At 73.0% G+C, this 19,473-nt stretch carries 15 protein-coding genes; 8 read left to right on the top strand and 7 right to left on the bottom strand.

Translation table 11 applies throughout. The features are described from left to right. Window positions 1-6: 6 nt before the first annotated feature. From ACFYPH_RS07765 to ACFYPH_RS07745, 5 genes are all read left to right on the top strand, one after another. The gene (locus tag ACFYPH_RS07765; protein ID WP_354862384.1) at window positions 7-183 is read left to right on the top strand and encodes a hypothetical protein; all 177 of its coding nucleotides are present in this window, start codon (window positions 7-9) and stop codon (window positions 181-183) included. Beyond that, window positions 180-950: a methyltransferase domain-containing protein gene (locus ACFYPH_RS07760; protein ID WP_354862385.1), complete on the top strand. Its 771-nt coding sequence runs from the start codon at window positions 180-182 to the stop codon at window positions 948-950. The genes ACFYPH_RS07765 and ACFYPH_RS07760 overlap by 4 nt, the downstream gene beginning before the upstream one ends. Continuing rightward, on the top strand, window positions 947-2,119 hold the full coding sequence (locus ACFYPH_RS07755) for a nucleotide pyrophosphatase/phosphodiesterase family protein (protein ID WP_354862380.1): 1,173 nt from the start codon (window positions 947-949) through the stop codon (window positions 2,117-2,119). Before ACFYPH_RS07760 ends, ACFYPH_RS07755 begins: the two co-directional genes overlap by 4 nt. Before the next feature lie 62 nt (window positions 2,120-2,181). Next, window positions 2,182-3,441, top strand: a complete 1,260-nt coding sequence (locus ACFYPH_RS07750) for a DNA polymerase IV (protein WP_354862382.1) — start codon at window positions 2,182-2,184, stop codon at window positions 3,439-3,441. A 116-nt stretch (window positions 3,442-3,557) separates the two neighbouring features. After that, window positions 3,558-3,953: a DUF3040 domain-containing protein gene (locus ACFYPH_RS07745; RefSeq protein WP_234590673.1), complete on the top strand. Its 396-nt coding sequence runs from the start codon at window positions 3,558-3,560 to the stop codon at window positions 3,951-3,953. Window positions 3,954-4,262: 309 nt separating this feature from the next. On the opposite strand, the gene ACFYPH_RS07740 is transcribed toward ACFYPH_RS07745, so the two are convergent. From ACFYPH_RS07740 to ACFYPH_RS07730, 3 genes are read right to left on the bottom strand one after another with little or no spacing between them, the layout of a single operon-like run. Beyond that, on the bottom strand, window positions 4,263-6,740 hold the full coding sequence (locus ACFYPH_RS07740) for a transglutaminaseTgpA domain-containing protein (RefSeq protein ID WP_387180035.1): 2,478 nt from the start codon (window positions 6,738-6,740) through the stop codon (window positions 4,263-4,265). Between the two features lie 16 nt (window positions 6,741-6,756). After that, complete coding sequence (locus ACFYPH_RS07735) at window positions 6,757-8,055, bottom strand: DUF58 domain-containing protein (protein WP_387180032.1); 1,299 nt, start codon at window positions 8,053-8,055, stop codon at window positions 6,757-6,759. Between the two features lies 1 nt (window position 8,056). Beyond that, window positions 8,057-9,109, bottom strand: coding sequence for an AAA family ATPase (locus ACFYPH_RS07730; RefSeq protein WP_387180028.1), 1,053 nt, complete (start codon window positions 9,107-9,109; stop codon window positions 8,057-8,059). Between the two features lie 402 nt (window positions 9,110-9,511). On the opposite strand from ACFYPH_RS07730, the gene leuS reads away from it, so the two are divergent. Continuing rightward, window positions 9,512-12,352: a leucine--tRNA ligase gene (gene leuS, locus ACFYPH_RS07725; protein ID WP_387180026.1), complete on the top strand. Its 2,841-nt coding sequence runs from the start codon at window positions 9,512-9,514 to the stop codon at window positions 12,350-12,352. A 68-nt stretch (window positions 12,353-12,420) separates the two neighbouring features. Here the strand turns inward: leuS and ACFYPH_RS07720 are convergent, their stop codons facing one another. Then, a complete protein-coding gene (locus ACFYPH_RS07720; protein ID WP_354856123.1) occupies window positions 12,421-15,282 on the bottom strand; it encodes a BTAD domain-containing putative transcriptional regulator in 2,862 nt (953 codons plus the stop codon). 183 nt (window positions 15,283-15,465) lie between these two features. Here ACFYPH_RS07720 and ACFYPH_RS07715 point away from each other — a divergent pair, with 183 nt between their 5' ends. Both ACFYPH_RS07715 and ACFYPH_RS07710 read left to right on the top strand, forming a co-directional pair. Further along, window positions 15,466-15,864, top strand: coding sequence for a hypothetical protein (locus tag ACFYPH_RS07715; protein WP_387180022.1), 399 nt, complete (start codon window positions 15,466-15,468; stop codon window positions 15,862-15,864). 20 nt (window positions 15,865-15,884) lie between these two features. Beyond that, complete coding sequence (locus tag ACFYPH_RS07710; RefSeq protein WP_354856125.1) at window positions 15,885-16,556, top strand: CHAP domain-containing protein; 672 nt, start codon at window positions 15,885-15,887, stop codon at window positions 16,554-16,556. Between the two features lie 265 nt (window positions 16,557-16,821). Here ACFYPH_RS07710 and ACFYPH_RS07705 read toward each other — a convergent pair whose 3' ends face one another. Genes ACFYPH_RS07705 through ACFYPH_RS07695 form a run of 3 tightly spaced genes read right to left on the bottom strand, consistent with a single transcriptional unit; the run spans window position 16,822 to window position 19,458 of the window. Next, entirely contained in the window at window positions 16,822-17,505 is a 684-nt protein-coding gene (locus ACFYPH_RS07705; RefSeq protein WP_354856126.1) for a VTT domain-containing protein, read from the bottom strand. After that, the gene (locus ACFYPH_RS07700; protein ID WP_354856127.1) at window positions 17,502-18,221 is read right to left on the bottom strand and encodes a glutamine amidotransferase; all 720 of its coding nucleotides are present in this window, start codon (window positions 18,219-18,221) and stop codon (window positions 17,502-17,504) included. The genes ACFYPH_RS07705 and ACFYPH_RS07700 overlap by 4 nt, the downstream gene beginning before the upstream one ends. Further along, a complete protein-coding gene (locus ACFYPH_RS07695; protein WP_354856178.1) occupies window positions 18,211-19,458 on the bottom strand; it encodes a MurT ligase domain-containing protein in 1,248 nt (415 codons plus the stop codon). Before ACFYPH_RS07695 ends, ACFYPH_RS07700 begins: the two co-directional genes overlap by 11 nt. Window positions 19,459-19,473 lie beyond the last annotated feature (15 nt).

The following is a 19,473-nucleotide window of genomic DNA, read 5'->3' as shown; positions in this document are numbered from 1 at the left end:
CAAGTGATGGGGAACCACACGTACACCGGCGGCGGAATCGCCAACGCCCGGCGGACCCGGCTGGGCTCCGGCTGGATGCCGTCGCACCTCACCGACCCCCGCGAGTACGAGGTGACCAACGGTCCGGTGGCCAACGAGCGCCGGTCCCGGGCCGAGGACGCGGTCGAGGGCACCGAGTCCTGACCACTAGGCTCGACCGGGTGGAGCAGACCCGAGGCCGGTTCGCCGGGCCGCCGCTGACCCCCCGTACCGCCGTGATCTGGTCGGTGCTCCGCGCCGAGCTGGACCGGCGCGGCGCCGCCGAGCTGACCGTGCTGGACGTGGGCGGCGGCACCGGCGGGTTCGCCGTCCCGCTGGCCCGCGCCGGGCACCGGGTCACAGTCGTCGACGCGAGCCCGGACGCGCTGGCCGCGCTGACCCGTCGGGCCGCCGAGGCCGGGGTCGCCGACCGGATCGTGGCCGTGCAGGGCGACGGCGACGCCCTGGCCGGGCTGGTCGAGCCGGCCAGCGTCGACCTGGTGCTCTGCCACGCCGTCCTGGAGGTCGTCGACGACCCCACTCCGGTGGTCGCCGCGCTGGCCAGCGCGTTGCGCCCCGGTGGCGCGGCGAGCGTCCTGGTCGCGGGGCGGGCCGCCGCCGTGCTGGGCCGCGCCATGAACGGCCATCTGGAGGTCGCGGCGGCGCTGGCCGCCGACCCGGCCGGCACCGCCGGGCCGCGCGACACGCTGCGCCGCCGCTACGACGCCCCCGGCGCCGCCGCGCTGCTCACCGCCGCCGGGCTGGCGGTCGAGGAGATCCACGGGGTACGCGTACTGGCCGACCTGCTGCCGGCCGCGGTCGCCGACGGGCAGTCCGCGGCCCTGGTCGAGCTGGAACTGGCGCTGGCCGCGCAGTCTCCGTACCGGGACCTGGCCGCCCAGCTGCACCTGTTCGCCCGCCGGCCGGCATGACCGTCGCGCCGGGCGGTGGGCCGCCGCCGCTGGCCGTCCTCGGCCCGGCGCACAGCGGGGACCGGCTCGCCGACGTGCTGCCCAGCGCGCTCGCCGTGCTGGGCGTGCCCGGGTCGACCGACCCGCTCGGGCTGGCCCCCGCCCTGGCCGGGGTACGCCGGATCGCCGTGCTGCTGGTCGACGGGCTCGGCTGGTACCAGGTGCCGACCGCCGCGCCGCACGCGCCGACCCTCGCCGGGCTGGCCGCGACGGTGGGTCGGCCGCTCATCGCCGGTTTCCCGTCCACCACCCCGACGAGCCTGGTGACGCTGGGCACCGGCGTCGCGCCCGGAGCGCACGGGGTGCTCGGCTTCACCGTGCGGGTGCCCGGCACCGACCGGGTGCTCACCCACACCGACTGGACCGCCGACCCGTCGCCGCTGCGCTGGCAGCCGGTGCCCACGCAGCTCCAACGGGCCCGCGCGGCCGGGGTGGCGGTGAGCGTGGTGAGCCGGCCGGAGTTCGGCGGCAGCGGGTTGACCCTGGCCGCCAACCGGGGCGGCGACTTCCGGGGCGCCGCCGGCGTCGACGAGGTGGCTGCCACCATGCTGGCCGCGTTGTCCGCCGGCCCGGGGCCGACCCTGGTCTCCGGCTACCACGCCGACCTGGACCGGCACGGGCACCTCAGCGGACTCGACTCCGCGCCCTGGCGGGTCGCCGCCGCCGAGGTGGACAACCTGCTCGCCCGGCTGGTCGACGGGTTGCCACCGGACGCCGCGCTGCTGGTGACCGCCGACCACGGGCAGCTCGACGTGCCCCTGACGCACCGCTTCGACCTGGACACCGATCCACGGCTGCGCGACGGGGTCCGGGTGGTCGCCGGCGAGGCCCGGGTGCGCTACCTGCACGTCGAGCCGGGCGCGGTCGACGACGTGGTGGCCGCCTGGTCGGCGGTGCTCGGCGACGCGGCGCGGGTGCGTACCCGGGCGGAGATGGTGGCCACCGGCTGGTTCGGGCCGGTGCCGGAGGAGCACCTGGAACGGATCGGCGACGTGGTGGTGACCTGCAACGACACGTACGCCGTCATGGCCAGCCGCACCGAGCGGCCGATGGCGTCGAAGTTGGTGGCGTACCACGGGGCGGACACCGCCGCCGAGCTGACCGTGCCGCTGCTGGTCGTGCGGGGCTGAGCGGCGCGCGGTCCGGCCGGTCGGCCGGTGGTGCTGTCGTACCCCCGGGTTAGCCTGCCGGGATGGGTCGCAGCCAATCGTTGCCCCGGGGCGACGATCCGCGCTTCGGGCCGGACGCCGACGACTCCGCCAGCCCGATCCTGCACGTCGACATGGACGCCTTCTTCGCCGCCGTCGAGGTGCGCCGTCGGCCCGAGCTGCGCGGCCGGCCGGTCGTCGTCGGCGGGGTGGGGCCGCGCGGCGTGGTCAGCTCGGCCAGCTACGAGGCCCGCCGGTACGGGGTCCGCAGCGCGATGCCGACCAGCCAGGCCCGCGCCCGCTGCCCCCACGCGGTCTACCTGCCCCCGGACTTCACCGCGTACACGGCCGCGTCCCGGGCGGTCATGCAGATCTTCCGGGACGTCACCCCGCTGGTCGAGCCGCTCTCCCTCGACGAGGCGTTCCTCGACGTGACCGGTGCCCGCAGACTGTTCGGCTCCCCGGCGACGATCGCCCGGCTGATCCGGCGCCGGGTCGTCGACGAGCAGGGGCTGACCTGCTCGGTCGGGGTGGCGCCCAGCAAGTTCGTGGCCAAGCTGGGCTCCACCCGGGCCAAACCCGACGGTCTGTTGGTCGTGCCTCCGGGGCAGGTCCTCGACTTCCTGCACCCGCTACCGGTGGACGCGCTGTGGGGCGTGGGGGAGCGGGCTGCCGAGACACTGCGCCGGCTCGGCCTGGCCACCGTCGGCGACCTCGCCGCGGCACCGCTGGGCATGCTCCGCCGGGCGGTGGGTGCGGCGTCCGCGGCGCACCTGCACGAGCTGGCCGCAGGGCGTGACCCGCGGCGGGTCACCCCCGAGCACGTCGACAAGTCGATCGGCGCCGAGGTGACCTTCGACGCGGACGTGGCCGACCCGGTGGAGATCCGCCGCGCCCTGCTGGCGCTCAGCGCGAAGGTCGGCGTCCGGTTGCGCGGTTCCGGCCAGGTCGGGCGCACGGTCACCCTCAAGGTGCGGCTGGCCGACTTTCGCACCGTCAACCGCTCCCGCACCCTCGGCGTGCCCACCGACACCGCCCGCGAGATGTTCGACACGGTCTGGGCGCTCTACACCGCACTGGACCCGGGCGAGCGGATCCGGCTCGTCGGTGTCCGGGTGGAAGGGCTCGCCCCGGCGCAGAGCGCTCCCCGGCAGCTCACCCTCGGCGCGCCCGAGCGCGGTTGGCGGGAGGCGGAAGCTGCCGCGGACGCCGCTGCTGCCCGATTCGGGCGGTCCGTCATAGGTCCGGCCAGTCTGATGGGGGACCGTGACGCCCATCGAAAGGAAAATCCGCCCCACCCGTAGGTCGTCCCGCTTTCCGACGCGCGACCCCCCTCGTAGACTTGCGGGTAAGCAGCCGGTTGGCTGCCACGGTCTGTCGGCCCGAGTGGGCCCGACCAACGTGACCGGGGAGGAGTGCCGTGCCGCTCTCGGAGCACGAGCAGCGGCTGTTCGAGCAGATCGAGCGGTCGCTTGCCGAGGACCCCAAATTCGCCTCGGCCGTGCGCGCCAGCGATCCGCGCTTCCACGCGCGGCGTCGCCTGCTCGTCGCTGCCGGCGTGATCATCGCTGGCTTGGCTCTACTGGTCTATGGCGCGGTGATCAAGACTCCACCGCTGGCGGTGGCGGGCTTTGTCGTCATGCTGGCGTCGGCCGCGTTCGCGGTGCAGTCGCACCGGCGGGCGCAGTCACCTGACCTGCACGTGGTGGGTGGCACGACGAGTCGTCGTCCCCGCGGTGGCCGGTCCGGTCGCCGCCGGTCGATCCTGGACCGGATGGAAGACAGGTGGCGGCAGCGCCCGGAGGGGCACCGCTGAGCCCGTCCCGCCGCTGAGGCGGGCCGTACACCGCGACGAGCGGGTCGCCGGGAACGCCCCGGCGACCACTGTCGTATCCGTGCGCCCCGCCACCCTCCCCGACTGCCCGCCGCTTCCCGCGCGCGCCCGCCGCTTCCCGCGCGTGCACGCCGCTCTCCGCGCGCGTCTTCGGTGGGCGCGAAGATCCAGGCCAGGTCGCCGATGTGGGCGTTTCCAGAGGCTCGGATCCGCCCACATCGCCGACCCGGAGTCGATCAAACATTCGGGGCGACGGCCGCCGGCCGTCGCCCCGAACGTGACAGACGTCGGTCAGCGGGCCGCTCGGTCGGCCAGCACCCGCCGCGGATTCCAGCGCAGCAGCCGGTAGCGGATCCGCCCGGTCAGCGCCACCAGGCGGCCGGAGGCGTCCGCCAGGGCGATCCGCCAGCGCAGCAGCACCGAGGGCGGCAGCACGGTGGCGACCAGTCGGGTCCGTCGATCCGCCCGGGTGGCGAGCGCGCTGCGGATCGCGCGTAGCGCCGGCGGTAGCGGTTCGCCGGTCAGCGGGTTCCGCGCGTACCGGGCCCGCTCCTCCGCCCGGCCGAGCAGACGCGCCGCTCCGACCGCCGCCGTGTCGTCGGCGAGGGCATCGCGGACCAGCCGGTCCGCGGTCGCCCGGGGCGTCTCGGTCTGGTCCACCCGGACCTTGAAGTCGACCATCGTGTCCAGCAGCTCCGCCCAGGCGGCGTGCGCGTCCGCGCGAGCGCGACCGGCGTCCGCCTCGACCACCATCACCGGCTTGCCGTCGGCCGACGGGGTGTCGTCCCCGGCGGCGGCGGTGGCCACCATGGCGTCGGCCCGGCCGGCCCGCCGCCGACGCAGCGCCAGTCGACGAAGCGCCGGCACCGCCAGCAGCGCCAACAGGGCCAGCACGCCCGCCGTCCACCATGGCCAGACCGGCGGCTGCTCGGCCGGCGTCTCACCGCCGAGGGAGAGCCCGGAGTCGGTGTCGCGGTCGGCGTTGTCCGGGCCGGCCGGCCCCGCCGACGAGTCCGGGCCGGTCGGGCTGTCCGTGGCGCCCGTCTCCGGACTGGACGGCTCGGGCGCGTCAGTGTCCGGAGCCCAGGCCGACCGGGTGGAGCCGGGCACGCCGTACGCCGGGGTGGCGTCGAACGGCACCCAGCCGATCCCGTCGAAGAAGACCTCGGTCCAGGCGTGCAGGTTGAGGTTGGTCAGCGTGTACGTGTCGCCGTCGCGCTTGCTGCCATTGGTGAACCCGAACGCGACCCGGGCCGGGATGCCGGCCGAACGGACCAGCCAGGCCATGGCGGCGGCGTACTGCTGGCAGTAGCCGACCTTGTTGGTGAGGAAGTTGACGATGTCCTGGCCGCTGCTGCCGCTCTCGGTGCTGAGCCGGTAGCTGAACCCGTTGTCCGCCGAGAAGTGCTGGTAGATCGCGAGCACGCGGTCGTAGTCGGTGCGCTTGCCCTGGGTCAACCCCTTGACCAGCTCCTCCACCTCGGGCACCGGCCCGGGGGTGGCGGTGAGCTGGCGGCGGACCGGATGGTCGGCGGGCAGCGGCCGAGCGGCCCGCAGCGCCGCCGGCGTGTACGTCGAGCGGACGTAGTCGAAGGAGTACTTGCGACCCCGGGAGTTCTCCCGGTTGGAGAAGACGACCTGCTGGCTGGGGTCGTACAGCCAGTTGCTGTTGAGGTCCTCGGTGCGCACCGGCTCGGCGTACACCGGCATGAGGGACATGCTGAGGCTCTTGGTGACCTCGACGGTCGCCTGGTAGCGGACCTGCTGCACTCCCTGGCCGGCCCGCTCGGTCGGGTCCGGCAGATCCCGGTTGGCCGGCCGGCCACTCGGGTTGCGGGCCTGGAAACCACTCGGGCGCAGCTCGTCGGCCACCGCGTAGCGCAGGTAGAACGGGTTCGGCTCGGAGGTGGTCACCTTCACCAGGTCGGCCACCTCGGACTGGTTGAGCTGGCCGGCGAGCGACGCGAACAGGTCGATCCGGCCGGACGAACCGCCCGCGCCCCGGCCGGTGCCGCTGCCGTTGCCCGTGCCACCGGAGAGCGTGTCGAGCAGCCCACTGGTCATGCCGGGCACCGCCAGTGGCAGCGCCACGGCCACCACCACGCCGACCACGGCGAGCCGACGGCCGGCGGAGGCCAGCGGCGACGCCTCCCACACGTCGACGTCACGACCGTCTCCGGTGAACCGCCGGCCGAACCGACGGACCCGGTCGACGTTGTCGGTGACCAGCAGCCACAGGTAACCGGCCGCGCCCACCACGAACGGCGCCGGGGGGACGCTGTCCACGTAGACGGCGACCGGCACCGAGTAGATCGCGAGCATCGGCAGCCCGGCCAGCGCGGGCCGGCGCAGCCCCACCGCCAGCACGTCCACGAGCACGGCCACCCCACCGACGCCGAGCACGGTGATGAACAGCAGCGGGTCCGTGTCCGGAACCTCGACGCCGTACGAGCGCATGTCCTGCGCCGAGCCGGCGAGCAGGTCGGCGAAGTGCTCGATCGTGGCCGGCGTGGGCAGGAAGGTCAGCAGCTCGCTGCCGCTGGGGAACAGCCAGGTCAGCGCGAGCAACAGGGCGGCCAGCATGCCGAGCACCTGACCCCACAGCGGTGCGCGGACGAGCCGCGTCAGCGCGGCGACCCCGGCCACCACGGCTACCGCGATCGCGCACTGGATCAGCCACGTCCAGGTCTGGAAGATGGCCGACAGCGGCGCGGCGGCGAGCAGTGTCGCGGCGGCCGCCACCGCGCCGGTGTTCCGGCTGGCGATCATGAGGGGAACCTTCCGTTCATCGCACGCCGCCGGCGACCGTCTCGGCCAGCGCGGCGCGCAGGGCGAAGCCCTGAGATCCTCGGCCGGCCTGCGGCCACAGCGCCGGCAGTCGACTGCCGTGGTCGACGCCGATCACCCGCCAGCCACTGCGCACCATGGCCAGCACCGCCGCGCCGTGCGCGTGCTCCGCCTCGGCGCGGGCCTTCTCCGGGAGGCTCAGCCAGGTGGAGCTGTCCAACAGGAAACCGGCGCACGTCGCGCCGTTGCCCCGCAGCCCGGCCAGCAACTCGGCCTCGGCGACGCTCACCATGCCGAACAGCCCGATGATCAGACCACCGTCGGCGCGCTGCCGAACCCGCTGCACCAGCCCGGTCACGTCGGCCCGCTGGTCCAGACGGACCTCGGCCAGGTGGTCGAGCAGCACACCGTCGCCGCCGCCCTCCGAGGCGTCCACGTCGACCCCCGAGCCGGTGACCAGGCGCAGCTTGTAGCCGGCCTGCCGCAGGTGCACGGCGATGCTGGCGGCGGCGGAGACCGCCCACTCGAAACTCGCCGTCGGGCCGTCGCCCCGGTGGCCGTACGCGCGGGTGTCCAGGACGACCGTGGCCCGACTCTCCCAGGGCTGCTCCTCCCGGCGCACCATCAGCTCGCCGGTGCGGGCGGTGGACTTCCAGTGCACCCGGCGCAGGTCGTCGCCCCGGCGGTACTCCCGGGTCGCCGCGTCGTCCTCGCCGTGCACCGCCACCGAACGCGCCCGGCTGTCGCCGCTGCCCGCGTACTCTCCGGGGAGCCGGACCGACGGCAGAGGCGTGACCTGCGGGATGACCGTCAGGTGGTCGGTGCTGGGAAACGCCCGGGTGAGCTCGCAGAGACCGAACGGGTCGGTCATCCGAACCACCAGCGGGCCCACGTCGTAACGGCCCCGCACGTCGGCACGGACCGTGTACGCCACGGAGCTGGCCTGGTGCGCGCCGAGCCGCTCCAGCACGACCCGTGGCCGACTGCCCAGCGCGTAGGGCAGCCGGTCCTCCAGTAACAGGGTGCCGGTGGGCAGCCGGGAGAGGTTCTGCAGGCGCAGCACCACCCGCGAGTTGGCCCCGACCGGGACCCGGTGCGGGTCCAGCGAGCGGTTGCAGGCCAGCTTGTAGCGGCTGCGACCCACGTAGGCGGCGGCCAGTAGCGGCAGGATGGCCAGCAGTACGGCCACCCGGAGCAGGTCCTTCTCGCCCAGGATGACGGCCGAGATCGCCGCCGCGATCGCGGCCGCGAGGAACGAGCGCCCGCGGGTGGTCAACCCGCGCAGCCCGGCACGCACGTCACGGCCTCCGCGGCTCGTAGGGCGCGCGACCGTTGCCGGTGGCGGGCCGGGTGTCGTAGGGGCTGCGTTGCCGGTCGTGCGGCAACGGCAGTCGGTGCACCAGCTCGGAGACGATCGCGTCGGTGGTGCGTCGGGCGAGCTGCGCGTCGGCCGTCGGGATGATCCGGTGCGCGAGCACCGGCACCGCCAGGACCTGCAGGTCGTCGGGGAGGACGTAGTCGCGGCCCTCCAGCGCGGCGACCGCCCGGGCCGTGCGCAGCAGTTGCAGGGTCGCCCGGGGGGACGCGCCGAGGCGCAGGTCGGGGGCCTCGCGGGTGGCGGTGACCAGGTCGATGGCGTACTGCTTGACGGCGTCCGCGACGTGCACCTGTCGGACGGTGGCGATGAGCTGCCGGACGATGTCCGCGTCGGAGACCGGCCGCAGCTCGTTCAGCGGGTCGGTGCCGCCGTGCCCGTCCAGCATGGCCAGTTCGGCGCCGGCGTCGGGGTAACCCATCGCGATCCGGGCGGTGAACCGGTCGCGCTGCGCCTCGGGCAGCGGGTACGTCCCCTCCATCTCGATCGGGTTCTGGGTGGCGATGACCATGAACGGGGTCTGTAGCTGGTAGGTCACGCCGTCGACGGTGACCTGCCGTTCCTCCATGCACTCCAGCAACGCCGACTGGGTCTTCGGCGACGCCCGGTTGATCTCGTCGCCGACGACCAGGTTGGCGAAGACGGCCCCCGGACGGAACTCGAAGTCGTGGGTCTCCTGGTTGTAGACGCTCACGCCGGTGACATCGCTGGGCAGCAGGTCGGGGGTGAACTGGATCCGGCGCACCGTGCAGTCGATGGACCGCGCCAGGGCCTTGGCCAGCTTGGTCTTGCCGACGCCGGGAACGTCTTCGATGAGGAGGTGACCCTCGGCGAGCAGAACGGCCAGGGCCAGCCGCACGGTGGCGGTCTTACCCTCGATGACCTGCTCGATGTTGGCCACGATGGCCTCGCTGGCGGCGCGGAACTCGTCGTGCGGCAACAGGCCGCCCACCTCGTCCCAGGTCTGTTGTGTCACGGGCCTCCTCCTCGTCGCCGTCACGGCAGCTCTGTAGAGAGCACCTGGACCCGCCGTTGGGTTCGCGACGTCGAGCCTCGTTTGCCGCAGGATTCTCACTGGCCTCTCAGGCTAACCATGTTTGTCGTTATCGCCGACCCCCGCAGGTAGTCCGCCGCTTACGCACGGATATTCGCCGAGTTGGGGGATCGACCGGACCGCGCCCGGCGGTTCCTCCGGTCCCGTCGGCGACGGGGTACACTGCCGGACATGGCCGGAGTCTTCCTGCTTCTTACCGGGCCGTGCTGATGCGCTGAACGCGCGACAGCACGGCGGCCCCTCCTGCGCGAGGGGCTTTTTTGTGCCCGCCGCCGGTCCGGCCCGGCGGTGCCGAGACGAAGCGAAGCGAAGCGAGGAGAAACGATGAGTGAGGCAGCCGCACCGGCGGGCGACATCCCCCCGTTCCGGTACACCGCGGCCCTGGCCGACGAGATCGAGACCCGTTGGCAGGACACCTGGGCGCGCGAGGGCACCTTCCACGCACCGAACCCGACCGGTCCGCTGGCCGATCCGGGCCACCCCCGGGCCGGGGCGGAGAAGCTGTACGTGCTGGACATGTTCCCGTACCCGTCCGGCGCCGGCCTGCACGTCGGCCACCCGCTGGGCTACATCGGCACCGACTGCTTCGCCCGCTACCAGCGGATGGCCGGGCGCAACGTGCTGCACGCGATGGGGTTCGACGCGTTCGGCCTGCCCGCCGAGCAGTACGCCGTGCAGACCGGCACCCACCCCCGGACCACCACTGTCGCGAACATCGAGCGGTACAAGTCGCAGCTGCGCCGCCTGGGGCTGGCGCACGACGAGCGCCGGTCGGTGGCGACCATCGACACCGACTTCTACCGCTGGACGCAGTGGATCTTCCTGCAGATCTTCAACTCCTGGTACGACCGCGACGCCGGCAGGGCCCGGCCGATCGCGGAGCTGATCGCCGAGTTCGAGGGCGGCAACCGCTCCACCCCGGACGGCCGGCCCTGGGCCGAGCTGAGCGTCGCCGAGCGCCGCCAGGTCGTCGACGACCACCGGCTGGCGTACGTCTCGCAGGCCCCGGTCAACTGGTGCCCCGGTCTGGGCACCGTGCTGGCCAACGAGGAGGTCACCGCCGACGGTCGCTCCGACCGGGGCAACTTCCCGGTCTTCAAGCGCAACCTGAAGCAGTGGATGATGCGGATCACCGCGTACGGTGACCGGCTGCTGGACGACCTGGACAGCCTGGACTGGCCCGAGCCGATCAAGCTGATGCAGCGCAACTGGATCGGTCGCTCCACCGGCGCGCACATCGACTTCCCCACCGCGCTGGAGCCGATCCGGGTGTTCACGACCCGCCCGGACACCGTCTTCGGGGCCACCTACATGGTGCTGGCGCCCGAGCACGAGCTGGTCGACACGCTGGCGCCGGCCAGTTGGCCCGACGGCACGAGGGACGCCTGGACCGGCGGGCACGCCAGCCCCTCCGAGGCCGTCGAGGCGTACCGCAAGGCGGCGGCGGCCAAGACCGACGTCGAGCGGCAGTCCGACAGCAAGGAGAAGACCGGCGTCTTCATCGGCGCGTACGCCACCAACCCGGTCACCGGCGGGCAGATCCCGATCTTCATCGCCGACTACGTGCTGGCCGGCTACGGCACCGGCGCGATCATGGCGGTGCCCGCGCAGGACGAGCGGGACTGGGCGTTCGCCGAGGTCTTCGAGCTGCCCATCGTGCGTACCGTGCAGCCGGCGGAGGGCTTCGACGGCAAGGCGTACACCGGGGACGGCCCGGCCATCAACAGCGCCGCGCCCGAGCGCGGCCTGGACCTGAACGGCCTGGGAGTCGCCGACGCCAAGGCGGCGATCATCTCCTGGCTGGAGGCGAACGGGCATGGCACCGGCGCGGTGACCTACCGGCTGCGCGACTGGCTGTTCTCCCGCCAGCGCTACTGGGGTGAGCCGTTCCCGATCGTCTACGACGAGACCGGCGCGGCCATCGCCCTGCCGGAGGAGATGCTGCCCGTCGAGCTGCCCGAGGTGGACGACTTCTCCCCGAAGACGTTCGACCCGAACGACGCCGACTCCAACCCGGAGACCCCGCTGTCGCGGCGGCGGGACTGGGTCGAGGTCGAGCTGGACCTGGGTGACGGGCCGAAGCGCTACACCCGGGAGACCAACGTGATGCCGCAGTGGGCCGGCTCCTGCTGGTACGAGCTGCGCTACCTGGACCCGACCAACAGCGAGCGGTTCGTCGACGCGGAGAACGAGCGGTACTGGATGGGCCCGCGCGCCGAGGGCGACTGCGGGGGCACCGACCTGTACGTCGGCGGCGCCGAGCACGCCGTGCTGCACCTGCTGTACGCGCGGTTCTGGCACAAGGTGCTGTTCGACCTGGGGCACGTCTCGTCGTTCGAGCCGTTCCGCAAGCTGTTCAACCAGGGCATGATCCAGGCGTACGCGTACACCGACTCGCGCGGCAGCTACGTGCAGGCCGAGGAGGTCGTCGAGCGCGACGGCGCCTACTACCTGGGCGACCTGACGGTCAACCGCGAGTACGGCAAGATGGGCAAGTCGCTGAAGAACGTGGTGACCCCCGACGACATGTGCGCCGCCTACGGCGCGGACACCTTCCGGGTGTACGAGATGTCGATGGGCCCGCTGGAGGTGTCCCGACCCTGGGAGACCCGGGCGGTGGTCGGCTCGTACCGGTTCCTGCAGCGGGTCTGGCGGGCCATCGTCGACGAGCAGACCGGCGCGCTGCGGATCACCGAGGCCCCGGCCGACGAAGCGACCCGTCGGCTGCTGCACAAGGTGATCGACGGGGTCCGCGGCGACATGGACGGCATCCGGTTCAACACCGCGATCGCCAAGCTGATCGAGCTGACCAACGGGCTGACCCGACTGTCGGCCACGCCGCGGGAGGTGGCCGAGCCGCTGGTGCTGATGGTGGCGCCGTTCGCCCCGCACGTGGCCGAGGAGCTGTGGCGCAAGCTGGGCCACGACACCTCGCTGACGTACGCGGACTTCCCGACCGCCGACCCGGCGCTGCTGGTGGCGGAGACGCTGACCTATCCGGTGCAGGTCAACGGCAAGGTCCGTGGCCGCATCGAGGTCCCCGCCGACGCCTCCGAGGAGACCGTCCGCGCGACGGCCCTGGACGCGGTGGCCGCCGCGCTGGCGGGCAAGGAACCCCGCAAGGTCATCGTGGTGAAGGGCCGGATGGTCTCCGTCGTCATGTGATGGTGGTCGGTCGTCATTACGTCCCGTACCGGCCGGCCGCTTGTCCACCGTGCCGGTACGGGATGCACTCAGCGGACGACGGCCGCCACCTCCGGCCGGCGACGGGGATGGCCGTGGCCCGCCGAGAGCTTGTCGCGCAACTGCGCGGCAGCTGGGTGCCGCATGTCGCTATGGATCTCGAAGGCACGCAGCCAGCAGTCGTGTGCGGCAGCCAGGTCGCCGAGGGCCTCGTGGTTGTCGCCCAGGTGGTGCAGCGTCTCCGCCTCGTTGTAGCGGTGTCCCAATTCTCGACTGAGCGCCAGTGACCGTCGAAAGCAGCGGGCTGCCCGGCGGTAGCGGCTGAGATGGTGATGGGCGTAGCCCAACGTGTCCCAACTGTTCGCCTCCCCGACCCCGTCACCGAGCCGGCGCTGCAGGACCAGCGCCCGCTGGCAGTAGCCGACCGCCTCCCGGTACGCGCCGAGCACGGCATGATCCCAGCCGATCGCATTGAGCGCCCGGGCTTCCCCCGCCTGGTGCCCGTCGGCCCGGAAGAGGGCCAGCGCCCGCTCGTCGTGGTGCAGCGCGGTCATCTGGTCACCCTCCTTCTCGTTGATCCAGCTGAGGGTCAGCAACGTCTGCGCCTGCCCGGTCCGGTCGCCGAGTTCCCGCAGCAGCGCCAGAGCCGACTCCAGGTGCTGACGGGCCAACCGGAGGCGGCCGGTCTCGGAGAAGGCCGCGACGACGTCGCGATGTGCCTGCGCCGCTGCGGCCCTGTCGCCGCAGCGTTCAGCCGCGGCCAGCGCGCGGTGCTGTACGGCGATCAGGTCCTCCCAGCAGCCACGACGGGACAGGAAGGTGGTCACCGCCCACGCCAACTGCCACACGTGCCGGTCGAAGCCGTGCCGAGCAGCCAGCTCGACCACCCGGATGAGCACGCCGTGCTCCTCGGCGAGCCAGGCCAAGGCCGAGGCGCCGTCCGCAGGCTCCTCCGGAGTCACGCCCGTCGTCAACGACGGCGGCGTGATCGGCTGCCGTAGCGGGGACAGTCGCGCGTCGGCCGTGCGGGCGCTGAGCAGATAGTGGTCGACGATCCGGCGCCGCGCCGCGTGGCCTACCTCCGGGGGCTCCGACGCGACCAGCTCCGCCGCGTACGCCCGGAGCAGATCGTGGCAGGTGTACCTGCCCGGTGCCCGCTCCATGACGAGTTGCGCACGGGCCAGTTCGGCGAGGACGGGGCGGACCTGCCGCTCGGGCAGTGCGGCGAGGCTTGCGGCGGCCCGCACCGAGATGTCCTGCCCGGGGTGCAGCCCGAGTAGGCGGAACAACCGCGCTGCCGCACCGCCGAGAGCCCGGTACGACCAGGAGAAGACCGACCGGAGGTCGGTGGCCGGATCGCCGGCCGCGAAGCCGTCGAGGCTGCCGCGGGACTCGGTCAGTTCCCGGGCCAGCACGGCGAGCGGGAACCGGGGATGAGTCGCCGCGCGGGCCGCCACGATCGCCAGGGCCAGCGGCAGCCGGTCACACCGTTCGATGATCCCTGCCACGGGCCCCGGCTCCGTCGCCACCCGGTCGCCACCCAGTCGGCTCGTCAGCAGATCGCGGGCTTCGGCGGCAGTGAGCAGGTCGAGGGTGACCGGTTGGGCGCCCTCGACGGTCACCAGGCCGGGTAGTTGCTGTCGACTGGTCACCACCACCGCGCACCCGGCGGCACCGGGCAGGAGTGGGCGCACCTGACCGGCGTCCCGGGCGTTGTCGAGCACGATCAGCATGCGGCGCTCCGACAGCAGCCTCCGGTAGTGGCCGGCCCGACTCTCCTCGCGCGCCGGCGTCTGCTCCGGTGGCACCCGCAAGGCGTCCAGGAAGAGTCGCACCGCCTCGTCCCCGGCGATCGCCGTACCGCCCGGATCGAAGCCGCGCAGGTTGACGTATAGGCATCCGTCCGGGAAATCCTCGGCGAGCAGGTGCGCCAAGCGGACGGCGAAGCTGGTCTTGCCCACGCCGGCCGCACCGGTCACGAGCAGGATCTGCTGCCGTTTCAGCGCCAGGCAGTGCCGCCGAGCCGCATCGAGCTCGGCGGCCCGGCCGACGAAGTGCGGCGGGTCCGGTGGCAGCAGGCTCGCCGGCGCCACCGGCGCGAGTCCGCCGACCACCGCCGCGGGTGCCGGGATCGGCAGCTCGTCGCGCCGCAGGATAGCGGCGTACAGACGGTGGAGTTGCGGTGCGTCCATGCCTCGTTCCCGCAGCAGGGCGATGCCCCGTCGGCAGACCTCGGCGGCCTCGTCCACCCGCTGCTCGGCGTAGAGGGCGAGCGTGAGCAGGTGGCGGACGCCCTCGTCGTACGGGTCGTCCAGAACCGCGCCGGTGAGCACGCCGACGGCTGCGGCGGGTCGCCCGAGCGCGATCAGCGCCTCGGCGTGACCGCGTCGGGCGGTGCGGCGCAACGCGTCGAGGCGGGCCACCTCGGGCAGGGCGAACGGCCGGTCGGCGACGTCAGCGAAGGCCGGCCCCCGCCAGTGGGCCAGTGCGGCGCCGAAGAGCTCGGCGGCGCGTGGGATCACCGCCGGGTCGCTGGCGTCGAGCAGCCGCCGCCCCTGCGTGGCCTGCTGTTCGAAAAGGCAGGCGTCCACACAGTCGGGGGGCAGATCCAGCCGGTACGCCAGGCCGGGGCCGGTGCCGACGGTGGCGACGATCGAGGCCTCCGCGGGCGCGGACCGGCCGGGCCCCAGGGCACGCCGCAGGTGCGAGACATGGCTGCGGAGCGTCGGCGCCGCGCCGTCGCCGGCGGTGGTACCCCAGAGGAGATCCACCAGGCGGCGGGCCAACACCGGGCGGCCGAGTTCGATGACGAGCACGGAGAGCAGCTCCACCTGCCGCGGGCCGAGCCGGATCACGGCGCCAGCCCGTTCGGCCTCCAGCGGACCGAGCACGGTGAGCCGCAGTTGCTCCATCCGAGACCCCCCGTGCTCGTCGCGGCCACCCCGACGCATTGTATCGATCCTGGCGGATTGAGCGCTGCACCCGACTTCCACTCCGCTTCCACCACGCGCCGGGAGAGTGTGCGCAACGGGGGGCGGCAAAGCGCCTCGACCGGGCGTCGACGAAGCGGCGTCCGGGCACGATGAGGAGGGCACATGAAGCAAGCCTGGCAGCGTGGCCTGCGAACCGTCGTAGCCACCGGCCTTGTCGGGACCGCCGCAGTGGTCCTGTCACCAACGGCCGCGTCCGCGGCCGCATGCCGCAGCGGCACGGCCAGCATCTCCGGAGCCGATCTGACGTACCAGATCTGCCCCGAGGCCTTTACCACCGGCCTCAGCTACTTTCTCGAAGACACGGCCAAGGACGGTCGCCGCGCCGAGGTGTGGATCAGGACACCGAGCACGTCGACTGCCGGCGTGAAGCTCGACGAGGCGACCGGAGGCGTCGGCGACTGGGCCGAGGACGAGTGGTACGGCCTCTTCAGCTCGGGCGTCTACCTCAAGGTCTGCACCAGTGACGGCAACACCAACCGCCGCTGCGGCGGCTGGCTCTGATCGCCGGACAGGAGACAACCGTGAAAGCACTCCGCATGGCCGTGGTGGCCGTGGTCGCCGCCACCTCCAGCATCTTCGTCGTGCCAGGAATTGCGCACGCCGCCGACACCCAACTGGGCATCGACGTCGGTAACATCGCCTGGGAACAGTTCACTTCGGAGAACACCGATGTGCAGTACCGCCTGAAGGAGCGCAGCGGCCAGGACTGCAACTTCTACACCGGCTTCTGGGCCGACCCGAACAACGATCGCTACGACAGCTCGGGGACCGGCACCTGCGGTCCGGTGAGCCCCGGGTACATGTACCGGAACGGGTCAAAGACCTGGGACGACGTGAGGTGGCGGGCCCGGGCGTGGTGCGCCGACTTCGCGAAGTTCGCGTTCTACTGGGGTGGTGCGAAGTACACCGGGCTCAACGCCGCCGCGTCGAGCTTCCGGACCTACGGCATCAACAACGGCACCTGGCACGGCCGGGGCAGCGGCTACGTCCCGCGCAAGGGTGACGCCGCGTCCTACGACTGGGGTGGCGACGGAGTCATCGACCACGTGGCCATCGTGACTTCGTACTACGACACCAGCACGGACGGCAATCACTACGTGGTCGGCGGCAACCAGTCGAACACGGTCTCCCACGTGTTGCACTCCAACTGGGAGTCAGCCGTCGTCGGCTACACGTCGCCGGTGCCGAAGTAGGATCCCGGTTCGCAACCGGCCCTGCGTCTCTCGCCGGGTCGGTTGCGTTCCGATGTGGCTGAGCACCTGCCGGCCGAGGGCGTCGACCCCCAGGTACCGAGGCGGGAGGTCCGCGCCGACCACGGCCAGGTGGTCCAGGAGCCGCCGACGAAGTCCAGGTTGGCAGGTGGCGTCCGACGCACCGTGTCGCCGATCCGGACCACGTCGCTGACGAAGCCCTCAGCCAGTCGCTGCTCGCCCGTCGGATCCGTCGGGTTGGGCACGGTCAGACCGACATCGACCGGCGGCGTCGTTCGCCGCGCCACCACTGGTGGACGAGCACGACGCTGGCGATCAGGCCGAGGCTGGCCGGGGCGGCGGCGTACCAGTTGATCTGGCCGGGTGAGCTGACGGCCGCGCCGATCGCGGCGTAGCCGAACGCGGTCGGCGCGGCGGCGATCACGCTGCCGGCCAGGAACGGCAGCATCCGGGCGCCGGTCGTGCCGTAGCCGTAGCTGACCAGGCCGAAGCCGGCGATCGGCAGCAGCCGGACGGTGACCACGCCGACCACGCTCTGCCGGGCGAACCACCCGTCGAGGCGGGCCAGTCGGCCCCGGACCCGATCGGCGACGAACTCCCGGCCGAGCAGCCGGCCGACCGTGAACCCGATCGCCGCCGCCACCAGCGCGGCGCCCAGGGCGTACGCTGCGCCCTCCAGGGGGCCGAAGATCGCGCCCGCGGCGAGCGTGATGAAGGTACGGGGAACCAGGGCGACCAGCAGCAGCGCCCCGCCGAGGATCGCCGCCACCGGCGCGAGGCCGCCCAACCGGTCGGCCAGTTCCGGCAGGTGCGCCGGATCCGGCCGGGGCACCAGGAGCAGCAGCAGCCCGCAGCCGCCGATCAGCAGCACGAGCAGGGCGAACCGGGCGGCCGACGGCTGCCGGAGCAGCCGCCGGACGGCTCGGATCATGCCCGGGCGGGGGCCACTGCGGCGCGGCGCTCGTTGCGCAGCCGGTCGGACCAGGTGTCGTCCAGCGGCGGCAGCTGGTGTGCCCCGGTGGCCCAGCGCAGCAGCAGGTCGGCCAGGGCCGGGTTGCGGGCCAGGGCCGGGCCGTGCGAGTAGGTGCCCAGCAGCTTGCCACGCCACGCGCCCTCGGTGGCGCCGTCGTTGCCGACCCCGGTGGTGACCCGGGCCAGCGGGGCGACCTCCGGACCGAGATGGGTGCGACCGCCGTGGTTCTCGAAACCGGTCAGCGGGGGCAGGCCCAGTCGGGGGTCGATCTCACCGGCCAGCTCGCCGACGGCCCGGCTCTCGCCCCGGTCGGACTGCAGGTCCAGCAGCTCCAGCCCGCGACACTGCACACCCTTGGCGAAGAAGGAGGTGCCGAGCAGCTGGTAACCGGCACACACGCCGAACACCACAGACCCCTGGGCGACCGCCCGGTGCAGACCGCCGTCGGCGATCAGCCGCTGGGCGCCCAACGCCTGCGGGCCGTCCTCGCCACCGCCGACCAGGTAGATGTCGGCGGTCGCGGGCAGCCGCTGGTCGGAGCGGACCTCCAGCACCTCGACCGGCATGCCGCGTTGGCGGGCCCGTCGGGCGAGGATCAGGGCGTTGCCCCGGTCGCCGTAGGTGGACAGCAGGTCGGGGTAGATCCAGACGATGCGCAGGCTCTCAGATGACACGGTCCAACTCCGCTCGGATGTCCTGGAACGCGGTGTAGTTCGCGATGACCTCCAGTCGCCCGGGCGGGACCGACCGGATCGCGTCGTCGAAGGTGCGCACGTGCTGGAACGGTACGTCGTTGACGTCCAGTCGGACCGCCAGGTCGTAGGCCCGGTCGCCGGTGATCAACACCTGCCGGCCGCGCAGCGGGGCGAAGTCGACGTCGTAGAGCCAGGAGGTGTCCAGACCGTCGGGGTCGCGCGCGTTGATGGAGAGCAGGGTCGGCGCGTCGTCGGCCATGTCGAAGGCCTCCAGCCAGCTGGCCGGGTTCTTGGCCAGCAGCAGCCGAATGTTGCGCCCGTCCTTGTCGACCTGCGCGTAACGGCCGGCCACCGAGGTGACGATGCCGAGGCGGGACACCGCGTCGACCGGGCGTACGCCGAATTCGGCCGCCACGGCCAGCGCGGTCGCCGCGTTGCCGAGGTTGACCTTGCCGGGCAGCTGGAGGGAGACCTTGTGCCAGGCGCCGGTGGGGTCGAGCACGCCCTCGTCCTCGACGACCCAGTTCGGCTCCGGTCGGCGCAGCGGGCAGCCGGTGCACCACCACTGGTCGCCCGAGCGCTGGATCGTGGAGCCGCACTCCGGGCAGACCCAGGAGTCGTCGTGCCAGCGCTGACCGGCACTGAACCAGGTCACGTGCGGCGGGTTGATGCCCCGGGCGGGGTCGCCCGGCGGGGTGGCGGCCCAGACCACCAGCGGGTCGTCGGCGTTGGCCACCACCCGTACGTCGGTGTGCCGGACCAGCGCCGCGCGCCAGAGCTGCGCCATCATGGCGACCTCCTTGGCCCGGTCCAGCTGATCGCGGGAGAGGTTCAGCAGCGCGACCACGTGCGGCTCGGTCGACTCCAGCACCTGGGCGAGGTAGTGCTCGTCGACCTCCAGCACCGCGTACGGGGTGCTGCCGGCCTTGGCCAGCGCCGAGGTGTGCCCGCTGGGCATGTTGGCGCCGAAGGAGTTGGTGGCGACCCGGCCGAGCACGCCGACCGCGGCGGCGGTCAACCGGGTGGTGGTCGTCTTGCCGTTGGTGCCGGAGACGAGCGCGATGGCGCGTCCGGCCGACAGGTGCGCCAGCAGCTCCGGGTCGATCTTCAGCCCGATCCATCCGCCGATCACCGATCCGTCGCCACGGCCGGCGGCCCGGGAGAGCGCCGCGGCGGTCCGTGACACGGAGCTGGCCACCTTGGCCCGTAGGGGCATTTTCGCGTCCGTCAC

It is taken from the genome of Micromonospora sp. NPDC005252 (assembly GCF_042872475.1).
In the GTDB taxonomy this organism is placed as follows: Bacteria; Actinomycetota; Actinomycetes; order Mycobacteriales; family Micromonosporaceae; genus Micromonospora.
The sequence above is the reverse complement of the archived record's forward strand: the minus strand, read 5'-3'. Positions and strand labels throughout refer to the sequence as shown.